The organism is Metabacillus idriensis, assembly GCF_009674765.1.
GTDB lineage: Bacteria > Bacillota > Bacilli > Bacillales > Bacillaceae > Bacillus_P > Bacillus_P idriensis.
The window spans coordinates 61,559-79,649 of sequence record NZ_WKKF01000008.1 but is presented as its reverse complement, the minus strand read 5'-3'; the positions used below and the strand labels follow the sequence as shown (position 1 = coordinate 79,649).

Below are 18,091 nucleotides of genomic sequence, written 5' to 3'. Positions count from 1 at the left end.
TGGATTGCGCCCGTTAATCCATAGAAGGGGCGTTAACCGAAGAAGGGTTAACGCTCCTTCTTGTTGAATTGTTTTAATATTATGGGCAGCATCCTATAGAAAATGAAGCTTTTAAAATGGTCACTCGGCGAAAATTCAGACAGAGAATTGAGTATTGTTTAAACGATAATGTTCAACCTTTTTTACGCAGAATTCCCACATTGGGGGTCGATTGCTTAACAAAGTGACGCATCTTCTCATTGAATTAGAGAACAGGATTCTTGAAAAAGGTATTTATTAAACAAACTAAGGAGTGAGGGGATATTATTGGAAACTAAAATTCAAACGTCTCGAAATGTTGAAATAGTAACCAAAAAAGTAATGAGTTTGAGAAAGTTATTAAATGTAATTGGTGCATTCATTTTTGGAGGTTCAGCTTTAACAAGCGTATCAAATCCAATTCCTTCGAATGAATATAAAGGATTTTTATTATTTATTTTTGGAAGTGCTATTATCTATTATTTTTTAGTGAATATATACTTCCTAGGGCGATTTTGGAGAATTGTGTTTTATTTAAGTCTAATCTTTCTAAGTAGTTTTAGTATATTTATGATTTTTTATCTTGCTGCTTATTCAACGACACATTAACTAGAGTCTTAAGACTAATACTAGATTAATTTGGGGCCGTTATTTAATGCACTGTTTATCATTAACGTGGGCATTTAATCGTCCCTTTTGTTAAAAAAATTTTATGGATTTGAAACTAATAGGTATTTATAACGTATTATTATTAATACTTTTTATTGCAGTCATTCTATTAAATAAAAATGCCAAGGAGCAAAAGGGAAATGGAGAAAGTACCTTATTTAGAATGGTTAAATGCCTTACAAGCTGGGGATGCAGTAGGAGTCATCGAGGAAATTGAAGGAATAGGAAACACAATCAATTATTCTTCTGCTAAAATTTCTATCATTAAAGAAAATCGATCTTTTGTTCTATCCACTGGAACGCATTTTAACCAAATGGGAGAATACCGTTACCATGAACAATCGTTGGGAAACATTTTTCACTATAAAATGATTCCTTTATCTGAAGACATCAAGAAAAAGAGTCGATTTTATCACATTAATAAAATGATTGGCTTGCTCACTGGAGGAGGACCACTCTGATGTAATTCCTTCTTTATTCAACGATCAGTTGCAGCAAAGTGGGATTGCTCCTTAAATATACATAACTTGGGCAATTAATAAAAAATGCTATGAAAAATTGCGGAGTAACCATTTTTATTATTTTTGGCTCGGAGTACAAACTCTGAGCCTTTTATTGTTTTCAAAGCTTTATGCTACTTAAACGGTTCTCAGATGTATAAAGAAATAGGCAGAATTTTTCATTTGAGGTGACAGTATGAGTTCAACTTTACTAGTAAGTGATCAGGTTATGATGATACAGCCAAGTTTAGCCTGTCAAATTGGGTTAAAAGAAAGTATCCTGCTGCAGCAGTTTCATTTTTGGCTGCTCAGATCAGAGGAGAAAATCGATGGTACAGCCTGGATTACCAAAACATATGAAGAGCTGCAAAAAGAATTTCCTTTTTTATCGCTGATTACAATCAGACGAACACTTCAAAAACTCGAAAATCTTAGGCTGCTGAATGTAAGCGGAAATGGGTGCGGAGCAAAGGCAAAGCAATATACCATTCAATATGAAGAACTGAACAAATTGATTATGGAACAAAATGAGCAGCTGATTGAAACTAAAAGAGGACAAGAAAACAAAACGAGCAGCTCCAGCGATCAAAATGAGCAGGTGCCTGAAAAAAGAGCACAAGAAGACAAAATGAGCACCTGCAGTGAACAAAATGAACAGCTGGTCGAAGCAAAAAGATCACAAGAAGACAAAATGAGCATCTCCAGTGAACAAAATGAGCAGCTGATCGAGACAAAAAGAGCACAAGAAAAAAACAAAATGAGCACCTCTTTCTTTAAAGAGAATTTAAAGATTTTAAAAGAAAAAGAGAATAAGATCATTGAATTCTTCGAGCAGAGTGGATTTGGAGAATGCAAACCGGAAATTGCTCAAAGTTTGCTGAAGTGGCAAAGCGATTTTGATGACAGCATGATCATCGAGGCGTTAAAGACAGCTAAAGCCTATAATGCGACCAGCTGGAGATATGCAGTGAAAGTTTTGTCAGACTGGAAGCTGAAGAACATAAAAACACACGATGACGTAAGACAGCAACAAAGAGCTGGCACGACAAGAAATCATCCGAAAATTATCCGGAAAGAACCTGTTCCAGACTGGCTCAAAGAACAGCTGCAGCAACCTAAAATTGAACAGCCGGAGGATGACAAAAAAGAGAGTGTGCAGACTCTTAGGGACCGAATTGAACGATACATAAACAGAGAAGAAGAGGATGTACCGTACAAACTATTTCTTTAGAAGACAAACCGCTTTGTTCTAAAAAAAGTGAAAAACCAGCCTGATTTAATAGCTTCTTCTTGATTTGTTCATAGTTTATTCATATTTGGACGATATCATTGGATTTATGTTCAGCAAAAGAGAAATTTCAGGTTAAAAGGAGATTTGTTCATGAAGAATGTTTTGAAGAATAGGCTAACTTACGCTTTTCTAATGACTGGGTTTTTAGGTGTTGGAATCGGATGGGGCATTCCCTATGCCACTGAGGAGGCAGTCGCAAGTGTGAATGGTGAAAAAATCAGCAAGGACGAGCTTTATAGTCTCTTAATCGATCAGGGCGGAACCCAGCTTGTCGATTACTTAATTACAGAAAAAATTATTGAGCAGGAGTCAGATAAACAAGACATTACGATTTCAAACGATGCCGTAGAAGAAGAATACAAGACGGTAATAGCGTCCTACGGAGGAGAAGAAGCTTTTATACAGCAGCTTGAGACAAGCGGCAGTACAGTTGAAGATGTAAAAAAAGATCTGGAAACAAATTTGAAAATTGAAAAGCTTCTTGAGTCTGAAATTAAGATTTCAGAGGACGAAATGAAGACCTATTTTGATGAAAATAAAGAAAGTTTTGCAGAGCCGGAGCAAGTAAAAGCAAGTCATATTTTAGTAGAAGACGAGGCAAAGGCAAAAGAAGTGAAAGAAAAGCTTGATGGCGGTGCAGACTTTACAGAGCTCGCAAAAGAGTATTCAACAGATACGTCCAACAGTGAAGACGGCGGTGACTTGGGCTACTTTGCAAAGGGTGAAATGGTTGCTGAATTTGAAGAAGTTACATTCGCGATGAAAGAAGGAGAAATCAGCGATCCTGTAAAAACAGAATTTGGCTATCACATAATCAAATTTGCAGATAAGAAAGCTGCCGCAGATGCAGCGTTTGAGGATAAGAAAGAAGAGATAAAAGAAACATTGTTTGATCAAAAGATGCAAACGGCGTATACAGCCTGGCTTCAGGAGAAAAAAGAGGAATACGATATCAAAAATACACTGGAAAGCTAAGAAAAGAGGGGGCATTCCCCTTTTTTCTTTGTTAAGCATTAATTGTTCGAACAAGAAAAATAACCAGAATATGGATGATAATCACCATTAAAATCATATTTTTCCAATTTACAACCATGCGATTGTTTTTGGGCTGCACAACTCCCATCGCAACAATATTTCAAAACCATTTCTTGTCTCTCCACCTTGATTTTTCAGCGGTTATGCCATTTGTTTCGTTCTTTAAGTTTTCCCTTCGAGCCCATAATAAGACGATGACAATGTCTGCTATAGAACCAGCTGTTACTGCAAGGATTGCCGTTTCATTTGAGACTTCAAATAGAAGAGTCTTCTTTTCTTTAAGTTTTTCTTTCTCTTCATATTTTTTCAGTTCTTCTGTGAATTGAAGAGTGGAATCTTTGTTATCTTTTACTGAGGTAAAATGAACCGCCATAAAAATCATCCATCCAAGTAAAGCCAGATAAATATAAAAAAGGCCAGAGTTTTTTTGAAGGGTGTATTCAAATGCTGTTTAAACATGCATAAACCTCCTAAATAATCCTATTATTATCTAATTTTAACAAATAAATAAGAACAGATTAGAATAGAGATTTGAACAAAAAGAAAACCTTTTCAATGTTTAAGTTAACTATAATAAAAATAAGTTGACATAAATCCCCCACATTCTTTACCATAAAAGAGAAGGAAATGATGGAGGGATTACCATGGACTGGCTAACACTTGCAAACGAAGTAGTAAAAGGGAAAGAATTAACTGAAGAAGAAGCACTGAGTATCTTAAACTCTGATGATGATGAACTATTAAGTTTGCTTCAAGGTGCGTTTACGATCCGCAAGCATTATTACGGGAAAAAAGTAAAGCTTAACATGATCATCAATACGAAGTCAGGTCTGTGTCCGGAAAATTGCGGGTACTGTTCACAGTCGAGTATTTCAAAGGCGCCGATAGAAAAGTATCGCATGATGGACAGAGAAAGCATTCTTGCAGGTGCAGAGAGAGCTTATAATTTGAAGGTTGGCACTTACTGCATCGTAGCAAGCGGAAGGGGACCATCTGAAAAAGAACTGGATACAGTTGTATCTGCTGTAAAAGACATAAAAGACCAATATGGACTTAAAGTATGTGCTTGCCTGGGTCTATTAAAGCCAAATCAGGCCACACGGTTAAAAGAAGCGGGGGTCGACCGCTACAATCACAATATCAATACATCAAAAGAACATCATGAATCGATCACTACATCTCATACATATGATAACCGCGTTGATACGATCGAAGCCGTCAAGGCTTCAGGAATCTCACCATGTTCAGGTGTCATAATCGGCATGAGAGAAACGAAAAAAGATGTCGTCAATATGGCATACAGCTTAAAAGCATTAGATGCAGACTCGATACCTGTTAACTTCCTTCATGCGATTGACGGCACACCGCTTGAGGGGACAGACGACCTTGATCCGCGTTATTGCCTGAAGGTACTTGCGCTCTTCCGTTTTATTAATCCGACAAAAGAAATCCGCATTTCAGGGGGACGTGAAGTGAACCTTCGATCTCTGCAGCCGCTTGGGCTCTATGCTGCGAACTCGATTTTCGTGGGAGATTATTTAACGACTAAAGGCCAGGAAAGTACTAGTGACCATGAAATGCTGAAGGATTTAGGATTTGAAGTAGAGTTTGATTTTGAAGAAAATGAAGCGCTGACTGTATAAAAAATGGTCCCTTCCAAATTGTGGAGGGACCATTTTTTGTTCACAATTACGGTGAATTATTGAAAGGCCTCAAATGAAAACGGAAAGAGCACCAATTAATTTTGAAACCCCTCCAATTAATTCCGAAACCCCACGAATTAATTCCGAAACCCCACGAATTAATTCCGAAACCCCACGAATTAATTCCGAAACCCCACGAATTCGCTATATCAAACAGTTTAATAAGTTGATTCTGGAATCGCTTCATACTTTTCAGGATCAAGCGTATAAACAGATTCATCACTTAAACCGCCAATAATACCCATTAAACCAGTTTCCACTGTTTTAACAAGCATGCCTTTTTGTTTTTGCCCAAAGTTTTGTGTTTGTCCTTTTACTTCAAATAGGACAGTTCCGCTTCCATTTAAAGCAAATGAGCCTAAAGCTGTTCCTGGCAGATCAAGACCTTGCTGGTACAGGGAGATATTGGTGAAGACAGAATCTCCCTTGGCCTGAAGGGCATCATAGGCGGCAACATTCAGCTGTCTAGAGAAATCATAGTTGTAGTCATTTGCAAATTGAGCATATTTTGCTCCTTCAGCCGAGCTTGGATCTGGAACAAACTGAGCAGAGATAGACATTGTTGCGATTTCTCCTGTGTCGCCTACATATGGAAAGCCTTGATGATGAAGATCCATGAATACTTCAACTTTACCGAACTCTGCCTGCAGATCTTTATACACGTCTCTAACTGTTTGAGCTTCAGGTGTTATGTACCAGCCCGGTTTGTTGGAAGCGCCAGGGAAATCAGCTGCATTTGGCACGTAGTTTAAGTCAGGGTGAAAATCACGGTTAACATCAAAACCAGGGTTAGACGCATAGTCATCACCTTGAAGGAGTCTTGTATAATAGTTCCATGAAGGCGTGGCTGAACTTAATTGCGGGTATCTTTCCACTACCTCTGACCAGCTTAAATCATTTCCTCTTCTGTCTAATTCAGACGCATCCGCATTCATCATAGGAATGGCGACGATTGTCAGCTCTTCGCGGATTTTCTTAGCTTCAGCCGAATTGCTTGAACCGATGTTTTGGAGAATATTCAATAATGCAACGGTTCCTGTCTTTTCATTTCCATGAATTTCACTTTGAACGAGCAATACCTTGTCTCCTTCACCGACTCTGGCCGTGTAGATTTCACGACCCTGATTTGTATGGCCTGCCACATCTACTGAAACTCTTCCGCTGCTGCTCTGCTCAATTTGAGTCAGCCTTTGCTTAAGCTCCGCATAATCAATAAAACCCTGTGTTGAAAGTGTTTCGCCTGCAGATGGTTTGGCGGCTTCTATGTTTCCTGCCTGCGGGAAGACAAGAACTGAAGCTAAAACAGCGGTACCTAAAATCTTCGTTAATGCACTCTTTTTCAATCCAGTCACCTCATTCTTATTAGTTGTACTACAATCAGAATTTTCTGCAAAAAACTGTCAATCCTTTGTAATGTGACAAAAATGACGCATTAGGTCTACATGATTCTTTAGTTTGTTATCTCTGCCATTCTATTTTCCTAGTAAACAGAAGTTCTTTCGCCTCACGAAATAAAAGGTTTTCTGAAGGAAGAATTTTTAGCTTGAGTAAACTTTTTTTCACTGCCATTACTATTGTTGAATTGTGAAAAAAGGTTGCTGTAGACCCACTCAGTCCTTACTTGGTAAGATGTTCAAGGAATGAAAAAGTGGAGGATTTTTGGATGGAACAACAAAAATATGCGGATTTAAAACTGGGAGAGCGCGGCGCCATCATAAGCATCATCGCATACCTGTGTTTATCTGCTTTAAAACTCATGATTGGATATACAGCCGATTCAGAAGCCTTAAAGGCTGATGGATTAAATAATGCGACCGACATCGTTGCTTCGATAGCCGTATTAATAGGTTTAAGACTATCTCAAAAGCCGGCAGATCAAGACCATCCATATGGGCATTGGAAAGCGGAAACAGTGGCTTCTCTCCTTGCCTCATTCATTATGATGGCAGTAGGGCTTCAAGTTCTATATGGTGCGGCCATGTCTGTTTTTGAAGGAAAACAGGAATCTCCTGATCTCATTTCAGCTTGGACAGGGGTTTTCTGTGCAGTCATTATGTATTTCGTATACCGCTATAATAAAAAACTCGGTGAGAAAATCAAAAGTCAGGCAGTTATTGCCGCTGCAAAAGATAACCTTTCAGACGCATGGGTCAGTATTGGAATCGCAGTCGGCATTATTGGATCGCAATTTTCCCTTCCTTGGCTTGATCCACTTGCTGCTGTAGTTGTAGGATTTCTGATCTGTAAAACAGCCTGGGATATTTTCAGAGAAGCCTCTCATCATTTAACGGACGGATTTGATGAGCAGGAAATTCAGGCGTTTAAAGAAACGACTCTCTCGCTGTACGGGGTAAAAGGCGTAAAAGAAATTAAAGCAAGAAACTATGGAAACAATACAGTCGTAGACATTGTCATCCTTGTCAATTCCAATTTGGATATTAGGGATGCACATGATATTTCAACAAAAGTTGAAAACATTTTAATGAACAAGCATGACGTGTACAATGTACATGTTCATGTTGAACCGAATTGAATTTTTATATGATAAGGAGGGAGAACCTTTGGATTCCATACTGCTTACAAATTTGATCCGTATTGGCGTACCGATTATCGTCATCGCAGCATCCATATTCTGGACAATGAAAATGTCTTACACAAGAAGGCTGATTCCTCCAGTTACGCTCGCCATCTTTGCTGCTGCTGTGTTTCTTGCACCATATATTCTTGAATGGATGAACGGCAGTGATCGGGACTTAGAAACTGTTTTATTAACGATTTATATCACACTTACTTTGATGCTCAGTTCTGTATTGAGTTTGATCACAGCTTTATTTGTTAAGAAAAAAGAGACTAATTAAATATAGAAATAGAACAGACACTTCTTTCATTGTGGAGAAGTGTCTGTTTACATGAATTCGATAATAATATGGAATTCAAGAGGAAATGACCTGTAAAAACGAGAACTATACAACTAAATAGATTGAACAAAGGGGGCTTCATATTGAGAAAAATGATTCTTCTTATGACATCCATCAGTATCTTCTTAGTTAGTTGCTCCGGAACGAAATCTTTTGAAGGGCGAATCAGTGATATTAAAAAGGGGTATTTTGAAGTGGATTGCTCTAAAGAGGTGCTGAAGGATGAAAAGAACTCGGAAACAGCAGGCTACCCATGTACAGTTAAGCTGACAGATCAAACGGTTTTTACCGACAATCATGGCAAAAAGCTGAAGGCTCGCCATTTCACGACAGGATTGGATATTAAAGTTGTTTTGGCCGACCGGAAAAAAATAAGCAAGAGCAAGGAGAGCAGAACAGTAGATGCCAGTGAGATTGTCCTGCTTAATTAAAAATGAAACATGCTTCTCTTTTGGACGTGCCAATAAAAAGAGAAGCCATATTTCATTTAAAGGGATTGTTTATTCTTTTGTTTTCTAAAATAAGTAACAGCCAAGACAAAGAGAACTTAGTGGAAACTCCCTTTCAATAAAACCAGCGGTTATTATACCAATTAAGACACCCAACACAATCATAAATACGCGAAGAACTGAGTTTTTTTCAATAACTGCACTACATGCCCATATTTAATTCCTTTTTTGCTTTTCATTTGGCCATTTTTCCTGCAGGGCACTTATAAAGGTTTTAACAATTTTTTTATCTTCAATAACAGGTGAATAAATATATGACAATGTTCGTGTGAAGCTCTGGTTTTTCATTTTTATAATAGAAAGGTTTTGATTTTGTACGTCTCTTTCAATGACACTTTGGGATAGAAAAGAGAGACCCATGCCATTGATGAGAGTTTCCTTAATTCCTTGATTGCTGCTTATTGTGAGAAGCGATTTTACTTTTAATCCGTTAGTCCGGATCACATGGTTGAGGAATTCGCGTGTGCCTGAACCTACCTCTCTTGTGACCCAAGGCTGATTTTGAAGATCTGAGAATGTTACCTCTTCTTTTGAAGCGAGCTCATGATTTTTGGAGGAAACAATAAATAGCTCATCCTGCATAAACGGATGGACAGAGAGCTCTTTTTCATTTGTCTGTCCTTCTATCAGGCCGATATCTACTTGGTGCATCCGGACAGATTGTATGATTTCTTCTGTGTTTCCAATGAGAACCTGCAGTTCGAGCTCCGGGTATTCAGTTTGAAGGTCAAGGAGTAAAGAAGGCAAGATATACTCGCCGATGGTAAAACTCGCGCCAATTTTCAGTTCTCCTTTTATTGAATTCTGATGCTCGAGAATATCCTGTCTTGTTTGTTCGTAGAGGGTAATCATCCGTTTTGCGCGATCATATAGAATCTCGCCTGTCGGAGTAATCTGCAGGAATTTTGGCGAGCGCAAAAATAACGTTGTTTGAAATTCTTTTTCGAGATTTTTAATATGCAAGCTAACGCTCGGCTGCGACATGCGGAGATTTTCGGCCGTCTTTGTAAAATTCTTGATTTCTGCAAGGGTAACAAATGTTTTTAACGCGTCATAATACAAAAGAAGCCCACCTTATGATTAGTAATCTTAATGATAACAATAAATTAAATGTATTTTACTAATTTTCTGTTTTCGGGTAAAGTAGAAATAGTATTTTTTAATTGGAGAAAAAGGTAAATCGTTATGTATCATTTTACCCTAAAAACCAACTTAATATATAGGGATAATCGAAATGATTCATTCTTTCTAAAAAAAACTGGATGTTTACTTAAAAATGATGTAGAAATAGTGTTAAATTTCTTTGTGAGGTGGGAAACGGTGCAACTTCAGGTAACGAACAGTCCGTTCAGTCAGGAGCAGGCAGAGCTCCTTAACCGTCTTCTGCCAACGCTGTCAGAAACACAGAAGATCTGGCTGACAGGGTATTTGACAGCAGTCCAGTCTCAGGAACTTCAGACAGCACCCGAGACTCAATCATCAGCACAAAGCAGTGAGTCAGCCGTCTCTAAAGAGGTGACCATTTTATACGGATCCCAAACAGGCAATGCTCAAGCTCTTGCTGAGAATGCAGGCAAAACCCTTTCAGAACATGGTTTGAAAGTGACGATATCGTCGATGAATGATTTTAAACCGAATCAACTAAAGAAGGTTAAAAACCTGCTTATCGTAGTAAGTACACATGGAGAAGGCACACCGCCGGATAATGCGCTCTCGTTTCATGAATTTCTTCATGGCAGACGCGCGCCGAAGCTTGATGACCTAAGCTTTTCCGTTCTGTCTCTTGGTGACAGCTCGTATGAGTTTTTCTGCCAGACAGGCAAAGACTTTGATCAGAAGCTTGAAGATCTTGGAGGCACGCGGATTCATCCGCGCTCAGACTGTGATCTTGATTATGATGATCAAGCAGCAGAATGGCTTCAGGGAGTTCTTGGCAGCTTAAAGACTGAGCAGGGAGGAAGTCAGGAATCATCTGTACAGACATCATCTTTACAGGTTACAGAATCCGTTTATTCCAGAACTAACCCGTTTCGTGCAGAAGTGCTTGAGAATCTTAATTTAAATGGCCGCGGTTCAAATAAAGAAACTCACCACCTAGAGCTGTCCCTTGAAGAATCCGGGCTCTCGTTTGAGCCAGGCGACAGTCTTGGCGTATACCCTGAAAACGATCCAGCACTGGCAGACCTGCTGATTCAGGAGATGAACTGGGATGCGAATCAAGAGATAACCGTTAATAAAAATGGAGATGTCCTTCCGCTTAAACAAGCACTTATATCCCATTATGAAATCACGGTTTTAACAAAACCTCTGCTTGAGCAGGCAGCCAAGTTTTCTTCCAATACGGAATTACAGGGGCTGACATTGCCTGAACAAAAAGAAAAATTAAAAGAATACATTGAAGGACGCGATCTGCTGGATTTAGTCAGAGATTTTGGGCCATGGAATGTATCTGCAGAAGAATTTGTTTCAATTCTAAGAAAAATGCCGGCACGTCTTTATTCGATTGCAAGCAGCTTATCGGCAAATCCTGATGAAGTCCATTTGACAATTGGCGCAGTCCGCTATGAAACGCATGGGCGCAAGCGAAGCGGCGTCTGCTCGATTTTATGTGCAGAGCGGCTTCAGCCAGGAGATACCCTTCCGGTTTACATACAGCGGAACCAAAATTTTAAGCTCCCTCAAAATCCGGATACACCGATCATTATGGTTGGACCTGGAACCGGGATAGCGCCTTTCCGTTCTTTCATTCAGGAAAGAGAAGAAACAGGGGCAGAAGGAAAATCGTGGCTGTTCTTCGGTGATCAGCATTTCGTAACAGACTTCCTTTACCAGACAGAATGGCAAAAATGGCTTGAAAACGAAGTACTGACAAGAATGGATGTTGCGTTTTCCCGCGACACGAATGAAAAAGTTTATGTGCAGCACCGTATGCTTGAACAGAGCAAAGAATTGTTTAAATGGATCCAAGAGGGAGCGGTTGTTTATATATGCGGCGATGAAAAAAACATGGCCCATGATGTCCATAACACTCTACTTGAGATTATTGAAAATGAAGGCGGCATGAGCCGTGAAAAAGCAGAAGAGTATCTTGCAGATATGCAGCAGCAAAAACGCTATCAGCGTGATGTATACTGAGTTTAGATGGAAAGGGGTATTTCAGCATGGTGAACAAACTATTAACAGCGCCGGATGGCCCGCCAAGTGATGTAGAAGATATTAAGGAAAGAAGCAATTATTTGCGCGGTACACTGAAGGAGGTCATGCAGGACCGGATCAGTGCCGGAATTCCTGATGACGATAACCGGCTGATGAAGCATCACGGCAGTTATTTGCAGGATGACCGTGATCTTCGAAATGAGCGTCAAAAACAGAAGCTTGAGCCTGCTTATCAATTCATGCTCCGCGTCCGCATGGCGGGCGGTGTGGCAAAACCTGAACAATGGCTTGTCATGGACGATCTTGCCCAAAAATACGGAAATGGCACGTTAAAGCTGACTACACGCCAGACCTTTCAGATGCATGGCATATTAAAATGGAATATGAAGCAGACGATTCAGGAGATTCATGCTTCGATGCTCGATACCATTGCTGCCTGCGGCGATGTAAATCGGAACGTGATGTGCAATTCGATTCCTTATCAATCTCACATCCATTCTGAGGTGTATGAATGGTCAAGAAAATTGAGTGATGATCTGCTTCCGCGCACGAGAGCGTATCACGAAATTTGGCTTGATGAAGAAAAAGTAGCAGGAACCCCTGACACAGAAGAAGTTGAGCCGATGTATGGCGCGCTGTACTTGCCGCGGAAATTTAAAATCGGGATTGCAGTTCCGCCTTCAAATGACATCGATGTCTTTTCACAGGATCTTGGCTTCATTGCGATCGTTGAAGAAGGAAAGCTCACAGGTTTCAATGTAGCAATCGGCGGGGGAATGGGAATGTCCCACGGTGACAAAGCAACGTATCCGCAGCTTGCAAAAGTGATTGGATTCTGCTCTCCTCATCAAATCGTCGATGTTGCTGAAAAAATCATTACCATTCAGCGTGATTATGGAAATCGTTCTGTGCGCAAAAATGCCCGTTTCAAGTATACAGTTGACCGCCTGGGGCTGGATGCGGTGAAAGCAGAACTTGAAAACCGCCTGGGATGGAATCTTGAAGAAGCTAAGAGCTATCATTTTGACAATAACGGTGACAGATATGGCTGGGAAAAAGGTATGGATGGCAAGTGGCACTTTACTCTTTTTGTAGAAGGCGGACGTGTAGCAGATTTTGATGGGTACCAGCTGATGACGGGTCTTCGTGAGATCGCAAAAGTGCATAAAGGTGATATTCGCCTGACGGCCAATCAAAACTTAATCATCTCCAATGTTTCAAGCCATCAAAAGAAAAAGATCAGCGATTTGATTGATCGATATGGTCTCACTGACGGAAAGCATTACTCTGCCCTGCGCAGAAGCTCGCTTGCGTGTGTAGCCCTGCCGACATGCGGTCTTGCAATGGCTGAAGCAGAACGCTATTTGCCGGTGCTGATCGATAAAATTGAAGCAATTGTCGATGAAAACGGCCTCAGAAACGAAGAAATCACGATTCGCATGACCGGCTGTCCGAACGGCTGTGCGCGCCATGCCCTTGGAGAAATTGGTTTTATCGGCAAAGCGCCAGGAAAATACAATATGTATTTAGGGGCTGCTTTTGACGGCAGCCGCCTGAGCAAGATGTACCGTGAAAACATCGGGGAAGAAGAGATATTAAGTGAACTTCGCGTCCTTCTGTCACGCTATGCAAAAGAACGGACTGAAAAAGAGCACTTCGGAGACTTTGTCGTTCGTGCAGGAGTAGTAAAAGCTGTAACAGATGGAACTAATTTTCATGATTGATAAAGACAGGTCTTCCTGTCTTTTTATTATGGGAATGAAAACCCTCTGATCGGTCTGGGGTAACTAAACTCGAGTATTCATGCGATCGGAATGATGCCCTATAAAATGGGATTCATTGAAATATAGGTCTTCAAACGGTCGGAATGGTGCTTCAAAAACCGGGGAAAAATGAAATCCATATACTTACCGGAGAGAAAATCATTCAATACACGGATGTTTTTCACTTCGTAAGGAACAAGAAATAACTAAGAATGATTGAAAACGAATGTACGTTCGTGTATAGTTGGTTTAGATAATACTCCCTATAAAAGAAGGTTGAAACGATGGCTGAAGCACTTAAAAATATTTATAATGAAGCTTTTATTGAAAGGTTAATTTCTGCTATAGAACAAGAATACCCTTTATTTGTTTCCGAACAATTCCGGGCCCTTTTTTTTGAAGATGGCTGGGAGGATTTAACGTTAAAGCAGCGGATGAGAAAGATTACAGGGGGTTTGAAACATTCCCTGCCTGATGACTATGAGGAAGCTCTCAAGATATTATATAAAATTGCACCGCAGTTTAGCGGCCTTGGAGGAATCATTTTCCCGGATTACGTTGAACAATATGGTTTGCAGAATTGGGAGAAATCCATGCATGCGTTAGCGTACTTCACTGAATTCTCTACATCAGAATTTGCAGTCCGCCCGTTTTTGCTAAAAGATCCAAAGCGAATGCTTGCCCAAATGCTGACGTGGTCCACTCATTCAAATGAGCATATAAGAAGACTTGCGAGCGAAGGGAGCAGACCAAGACTTCCCTGGGGAACAGCGGTACCGTCAATAAAAGATAATCCGCAGCAAACATTGCCGATTTTAGAAAACCTGAAAAATGATGATTCGTTATATGTCCGCAAAAGTGTTGCCAATCATTTAAATGATATATCTTATACCCACGCTGACATTGTATTAAGAATTGCGAAAGAATGGAGCGGAAAGGATAAAAAGACGGATTGGATCATCAAACATGCCTGCCGCTCATTACTGAAAAAAGGAAACAGACAAGCCCTTGCCTTATTTGGATATGCCGATGACAGCCCCATAACAATTGACCGGCTAACTCTTCATCCAGATACAATCCAGATAGGAGACAGCATTCAAATGACATTTGAACTTTCATCAGAAAGCACGATTCCTGTGAGAGTAGAATACGCGATTGATTATGTGAAATCCAGAGGGCAGCGTAACAGAAAGGTTTTTATGCTGAAATCAACAATTATGAAGCAGGGAGAAAACCACATAATCTCAAAAACTCATCATTTTAAGGACTTAACAACAAGAAAGCATTATGAAGGAATACATACGTTGTCGATTATCGTAAATGGTGTGGTAAAAACGGAGAAAGATTTTATGGTTAGATAATATCGATAAATAAGTTCGTTGCCTGCAAAAACAAGAACGATTTCTGGCAATAAATGAAGTAATTAATTTAATAATGTTTTAGAGATTATAGGAGCCAGCCTTTGATTTGATAAAGGCTGGCTTTTTGTAATGGGTTCTGTTCATAGGTGCAAAACATTAAAACAGCATATTAATTAACACAGTGTTTAACACGCCAATTAGCAGCATGATTGGTGTGTTTTATCTTGTGAAATAACCTGTTCAACAATGTATTTGTGATAAAAATGGTAATAACAGTTATTCAGCAATCGGGCAGTTTAATGGAATAAGACTTCCAAACAAAACAGGATAATTATGTGAAATCGGTGTGAAATTGTGAAGAAATGTACTTAAACTAAATGGCAGTATAGTTTAATAACACATAAGTTAAAGATCTATATGAATGAGGTGATAAATTGGAGTTCTATAAGGGTGAAGGTGAATTTTGGGATGAAGGTGAAAAACCTATATCGGATTTAAAAATTAGAGTTGCTGAGGAAAAATTAGGTGTTAAACTTCCTCTATCATATAAAGAATTACTAAAAGAACATAACGGTGGTATTTTAAAATATCCATACATTTTTCTTGAGGAGAACGATAAGGAAAGATTTATAATTCCTGAAATATACGGAATTGATTTTGAAGGCAAACAAAATGGTGTAGGTATCCTTGCTTCTAAGTATTGGATAAACGAGGTTGGTCTACCTGAAACTATAATAATTTTATGGGGCGATTATCATAGTTGGATTGCTTTAAACTATGAGGAAAACACTGAAAATCCTTCAGTAGTATACTTTTATGAGGATTACTTATCAGATAATGAGAAATGGAAACAAATAAAAATAGCAAATGATTTTGATGCTTTTTTAAGAAGACTATCTCGGGGATCTATTTTAGACCCTGAAAAATTTAAACCAAGTTACGGGAGAAAGAAAAAGTGAATTTTGTACGAACGGGGGCGATTGCTGCACAGTGTAATCACCTTTTTCATTGAGGAATTGGGCAGTCTACTTGAAGAAGAAGGTTAGAACAATAAGATATTAAATTAGAGTCACAGCCTATCACAAGGAGTTTATGATATGAGTATGGCAACCTATATTGGTTTGAATTTTACCGTAATACTTAACGAATACTATACAGAGGCTGAAGTTGAAATTGATTATGTTTTCTCAGAAGAAGAAAATCGTAATGTAGTTAAACAGAAGCATTTTACTACGCCCTATATTTATGAAATTGCTGAAAAAGGTCACCCTATTTGGCAAATGAACGAATATCAAAAGGTTCATTCGCCACATAACTACGAAAAATCCAAAAAGACTTTTCTCTATTTATGCCACCTACTAAAAAATTTGCTTCCACAAGGTGATTATTGTGAGATTTATATTTGTTGGTTGGGTGAAGAAAATGAAGAGCCTGAGGAGAAGTTGAAAATTAACTTAAATAATCTACAACTTGAGGCAATAGATATTTACGAAAAATGCATTATTCGAATAGAAAATTAAGACATCTAGGGCGATTGGAGCATAAGTGATCGTTTGTTCGTTTACTCAAGATTATTTTTATAAATGTCAAAAAAAAAACGGTGATGAAATGAAACTCCCTAATGGTATAACTGGTTTTTATAGTTCAAAAAACAATCGCCCTCCTAAAGTTGACGGAAAACAATTTAGACAGGTGTGTTTTTCTAACACAACTCGTTTTGGCGGTAAAGTTTTGAGTTTTTATGAACCAGAATATCCAACAAACTTTTATAACGTAGACGTCAAGGTTTATAATAAACAATTTCATATCTTACTAAATGAATATTATCCTTATCTAGCATTTGCGTCGGTTGTTGAATTTGAAAACATAAAATTCATCGATGTACCTGATCTTTCAAGAGAGTTTAGTTCGTTTTATAAAGTTTTGAGTGTCAACGAACTACATAAGCCTTTAGTTATAAAGCAGAATTCTGAAAAGATTCTACAAAATGATAATGATTTAAATAGTGCTGAGTTAGAACAAGTTGCTTTTTGGAAGCCCGAAAGAATTGGGGAAGTTATATTCAATTATTGGGATTAACCACATACTCAACAATCTAGGGCGATTGCAGCAAAGTGTGATCATTTTTATATTGAAGACTTGGATAGGGTTGATGAATAAGAAATTTGAAAGGTGCTTAAGAAAATGGCTATATTTCCAGATGAGAGCGAGTTCCTTTCTTTATTTGAATGTGAACCTACGTTATTTGATAATAACTCAAATGATATCCAATTTTATTACAATACAGCGAAATACCAGTTTTCGAACGGTGAAGAAGACTTTATTGTTACTATTTCTCCATCGTATGGAGAAGTAAAAATTCAGGTGACTTACCGAGAATCAAGAAGATTCTTATCGTTATTGGAACTCAAACGTGTATCTAAGTTTGAAATTACAGCAGACCAAAAAGAACACTCAAGTGTATTGTTAACAGTTCTAAATGAGGATTCCCAACAAATGATAGAAATTGACTTTAAGCCATATTTCAAACTGATCTTCAAAGAACATTTTTAAATAGAATTTTATTAAGCAATCGGGGGCGATTGTCCAACAAGAGCAGTCGCTTTTTCACAAACTGAGCAGGTTAGCTTTAGAAAACTTCCCCCTTGGAGGATTAGTTATGGGAATCTTCTCACTGATAAAACCGCTTAAAAAGTATGAGGATTATGTATATAAAGCTGGTACATATGAAATTTTGTTTTTAAAAAGGAAAGCTATAAAAGTGATGAGACTTGCCACTGAGCAAAATTTTAGTAAGGAAGAAATATCAAGTGGTCTAATTTATCTCGGACTGTTATATTCCTCTTCAAAAGAATATCAAAAGGCATCGGATTGTTATAATAAAGCATTGGAATTAGTGAAAAACGAAAACTTTAAATATAGTGTTAATTTTAAAAAGATAATCCAGACGTTTATCAAAAATGGAGAACAGCAAAAGGCACAATATTGGCTGGAAAATCTGCTACAACGCCAGAATTATGATAAGAATTATAAAAAGCTGGCAGCACTTCAAAAAAAGGAAAACCATTAAACTTAATTCAATTAAAGGGGGCGATTGCAGCAAAGCGGATCGCCTTATTTTGAAGCAATGGGTAACTAAATGGAATAACTGAATAGGATAAGTTTATG

19 protein-coding genes are annotated in these 18,091 nt (G+C 38.6%); 16 read left to right on the top strand and 3 right to left on the bottom strand.

Features of this window, described 5'->3' with window-relative positions; translation table 11 throughout:
* The first annotated feature begins 306 nt into the window (after nt 1-306).
* From GJU41_RS19195 to GJU41_RS19180, 4 genes are all read left to right on the top strand, one after another.
* Nucleotides 307-627: a hypothetical protein gene (locus GJU41_RS19195; protein WP_224771218.1), complete on the top strand. Its 321-nt coding sequence runs from the start codon at nt 307-309 to the stop codon at nt 625-627.
* 200 nt (nt 628-827) lie between these two features.
* Nucleotides 828-1,148 carry a hypothetical protein gene (locus GJU41_RS19190; protein ID WP_070875658.1) on the top strand — a complete coding sequence of 107 codons (321 nt, stop codon included), beginning with the start codon at nt 828-830 and terminating at the stop codon, nt 1,146-1,148.
* A 235-nt stretch (nt 1,149-1,383) separates the two neighbouring features.
* The gene (locus GJU41_RS19185) at nt 1,384-2,418 is read left to right on the top strand and encodes a DnaD domain-containing protein (RefSeq protein ID WP_083328129.1); all 1,035 of its coding nucleotides are present in this window, start codon (nt 1,384-1,386) and stop codon (nt 2,416-2,418) included.
* Nucleotides 2,419-2,568: 150 nt separating this feature from the next.
* Entirely contained in the window at nt 2,569-3,453 is an 885-nt protein-coding gene (locus GJU41_RS19180) for a peptidylprolyl isomerase (protein WP_224771217.1), read from the top strand.
* A gap of 160 nt (nt 3,454-3,613) precedes the next feature.
* Here GJU41_RS19180 and GJU41_RS19175 read toward each other — a convergent pair whose 3' ends face one another.
* The gene (locus GJU41_RS19175) at nt 3,614-3,886 is read right to left on the bottom strand and encodes a hypothetical protein (protein WP_070875656.1); all 273 of its coding nucleotides are present in this window, start codon (nt 3,884-3,886) and stop codon (nt 3,614-3,616) included.
* A gap of 271 nt (nt 3,887-4,157) precedes the next feature.
* Between GJU41_RS19175 and bioB the strand changes: the two genes are divergently transcribed.
* Nucleotides 4,158-5,156, top strand: a complete 999-nt coding sequence (gene bioB / locus GJU41_RS19170) for a biotin synthase BioB (RefSeq protein ID WP_070875655.1) — start codon at nt 4,158-4,160, stop codon at nt 5,154-5,156.
* Nucleotides 5,157-5,374: 218 nt separating this feature from the next.
* Here the strand turns inward: bioB and GJU41_RS19165 are convergent, their stop codons facing one another.
* Nucleotides 5,375-6,559, bottom strand: a complete 1,185-nt coding sequence (locus GJU41_RS19165; RefSeq protein WP_070875654.1) for a M14 family zinc carboxypeptidase — start codon at nt 6,557-6,559, stop codon at nt 5,375-5,377.
* A gap of 320 nt (nt 6,560-6,879) precedes the next feature.
* On the opposite strand from GJU41_RS19165, the gene GJU41_RS19160 reads away from it, so the two are divergent.
* The 3 genes from GJU41_RS19160 to GJU41_RS19150 all read left to right on the top strand — a co-directional run bounded on the left by GJU41_RS19160 (nt 6,880) and on the right by GJU41_RS19150 (nt 8,565).
* Nucleotides 6,880-7,749 (top strand): cation diffusion facilitator family transporter, encoded by an 870-nt coding sequence (locus GJU41_RS19160; protein WP_070875653.1) that lies wholly within the window; start codon nt 6,880-6,882, stop codon nt 7,747-7,749.
* Nucleotides 7,750-7,777: 28 nt separating this feature from the next.
* Entirely contained in the window at nt 7,778-8,074 is a 297-nt protein-coding gene (locus GJU41_RS19155; RefSeq protein ID WP_070875652.1) for a hypothetical protein, read from the top strand.
* A gap of 143 nt (nt 8,075-8,217) precedes the next feature.
* Complete coding sequence (locus GJU41_RS19150; RefSeq protein WP_070875651.1) at nt 8,218-8,565, top strand: hypothetical protein; 348 nt, start codon at nt 8,218-8,220, stop codon at nt 8,563-8,565.
* 234 nt (nt 8,566-8,799) lie between these two features.
* On the opposite strand, the gene GJU41_RS19145 is transcribed toward GJU41_RS19150, so the two are convergent.
* Nucleotides 8,800-9,705 (bottom strand): LysR family transcriptional regulator, encoded by a 906-nt coding sequence (locus GJU41_RS19145; protein ID WP_070875650.1) that lies wholly within the window; start codon nt 9,703-9,705, stop codon nt 8,800-8,802.
* A 258-nt stretch (nt 9,706-9,963) separates the two neighbouring features.
* Between GJU41_RS19145 and GJU41_RS19140 the strand changes: the two genes are divergently transcribed.
* The 8 genes from GJU41_RS19140 (at nt 9,964) to GJU41_RS19105 (ending at nt 17,993) form a co-directional block, all read left to right on the top strand.
* The gene (locus GJU41_RS19140; RefSeq protein WP_070875649.1) at nt 9,964-11,778 is read left to right on the top strand and encodes an assimilatory sulfite reductase (NADPH) flavoprotein subunit; all 1,815 of its coding nucleotides are present in this window, start codon (nt 9,964-9,966) and stop codon (nt 11,776-11,778) included.
* Between the two features lie 26 nt (nt 11,779-11,804).
* On the top strand, nt 11,805-13,523 hold the full coding sequence (gene cysI, locus GJU41_RS19135; RefSeq protein ID WP_070875648.1) for an assimilatory sulfite reductase (NADPH) hemoprotein subunit: 1,719 nt from the start codon (nt 11,805-11,807) through the stop codon (nt 13,521-13,523).
* A 323-nt stretch (nt 13,524-13,846) separates the two neighbouring features.
* A complete protein-coding gene (locus GJU41_RS19130) occupies nt 13,847-14,923 on the top strand; it encodes a DNA alkylation repair protein (RefSeq protein ID WP_070875647.1) in 1,077 nt (358 codons plus the stop codon).
* A 434-nt stretch (nt 14,924-15,357) separates the two neighbouring features.
* A complete protein-coding gene (locus GJU41_RS19125; protein ID WP_154319269.1) occupies nt 15,358-15,882 on the top strand; it encodes an SMI1/KNR4 family protein in 525 nt (174 codons plus the stop codon).
* 138 nt (nt 15,883-16,020) lie between these two features.
* Nucleotides 16,021-16,443, top strand: coding sequence for a hypothetical protein (locus GJU41_RS19120; RefSeq protein ID WP_154319268.1), 423 nt, complete (start codon nt 16,021-16,023; stop codon nt 16,441-16,443).
* Nucleotides 16,444-16,468: 25 nt separating this feature from the next.
* Entirely contained in the window at nt 16,469-17,002 is a 534-nt protein-coding gene (locus tag GJU41_RS19115) for a hypothetical protein (RefSeq protein ID WP_224771449.1), read from the top strand.
* 105 nt (nt 17,003-17,107) lie between these two features.
* Nucleotides 17,108-17,476 (top strand): hypothetical protein, encoded by a 369-nt coding sequence (locus GJU41_RS19110; RefSeq protein ID WP_154319267.1) that lies wholly within the window; start codon nt 17,108-17,110, stop codon nt 17,474-17,476.
* Nucleotides 17,477-17,582: 106 nt separating this feature from the next.
* A complete protein-coding gene (locus tag GJU41_RS19105; RefSeq protein ID WP_154319266.1) occupies nt 17,583-17,993 on the top strand; it encodes a tetratricopeptide repeat protein in 411 nt (136 codons plus the stop codon).
* The last annotated feature ends 98 nt before the right edge of the window (nt 17,994-18,091 follow it).

Coding starts and splice junctions, on each gene's coding strand:
- GJU41_RS19185 (WP_083328129.1), top strand. CDS start 1,384: ATGAGTTCAACTTTACTAGTAAGTGATCAGGTTATGATGATACAGCCA.
- cysI (WP_070875648.1), top strand. CDS start 11,805: ATGGTGAACAAACTATTAACAGCGCCGGATGGCCCGCCAAGTGATGTA.
- GJU41_RS19190 (WP_070875658.1), top strand. CDS start 828: ATGGAGAAAGTACCTTATTTAGAATGGTTAAATGCCTTACAAGCTGGG.
- GJU41_RS19160 (WP_070875653.1), top strand. CDS start 6,880: ATGGAACAACAAAAATATGCGGATTTAAAACTGGGAGAGCGCGGCGCC.
- GJU41_RS19180 (WP_224771217.1), top strand. CDS start 2,569: ATGAAGAATGTTTTGAAGAATAGGCTAACTTACGCTTTTCTAATGACT.
- GJU41_RS19110 (WP_154319267.1), top strand. CDS start 17,108: ATGGCTATATTTCCAGATGAGAGCGAGTTCCTTTCTTTATTTGAATGT.
- GJU41_RS19130 (WP_070875647.1), top strand. CDS start 13,847: ATGGCTGAAGCACTTAAAAATATTTATAATGAAGCTTTTATTGAAAGG.
- GJU41_RS19120 (WP_154319268.1), top strand. CDS start 16,021: ATGAGTATGGCAACCTATATTGGTTTGAATTTTACCGTAATACTTAAC.
- GJU41_RS19105 (WP_154319266.1), top strand. CDS start 17,583: ATGGGAATCTTCTCACTGATAAAACCGCTTAAAAAGTATGAGGATTAT.
- bioB (WP_070875655.1), top strand. CDS start 4,158: ATGGACTGGCTAACACTTGCAAACGAAGTAGTAAAAGGGAAAGAATTA.
- GJU41_RS19175 (WP_070875656.1), bottom strand. CDS start 3,886: ATGGCGGTTCATTTTACCTCAGTAAAAGATAACAAAGATTCCACTCTT.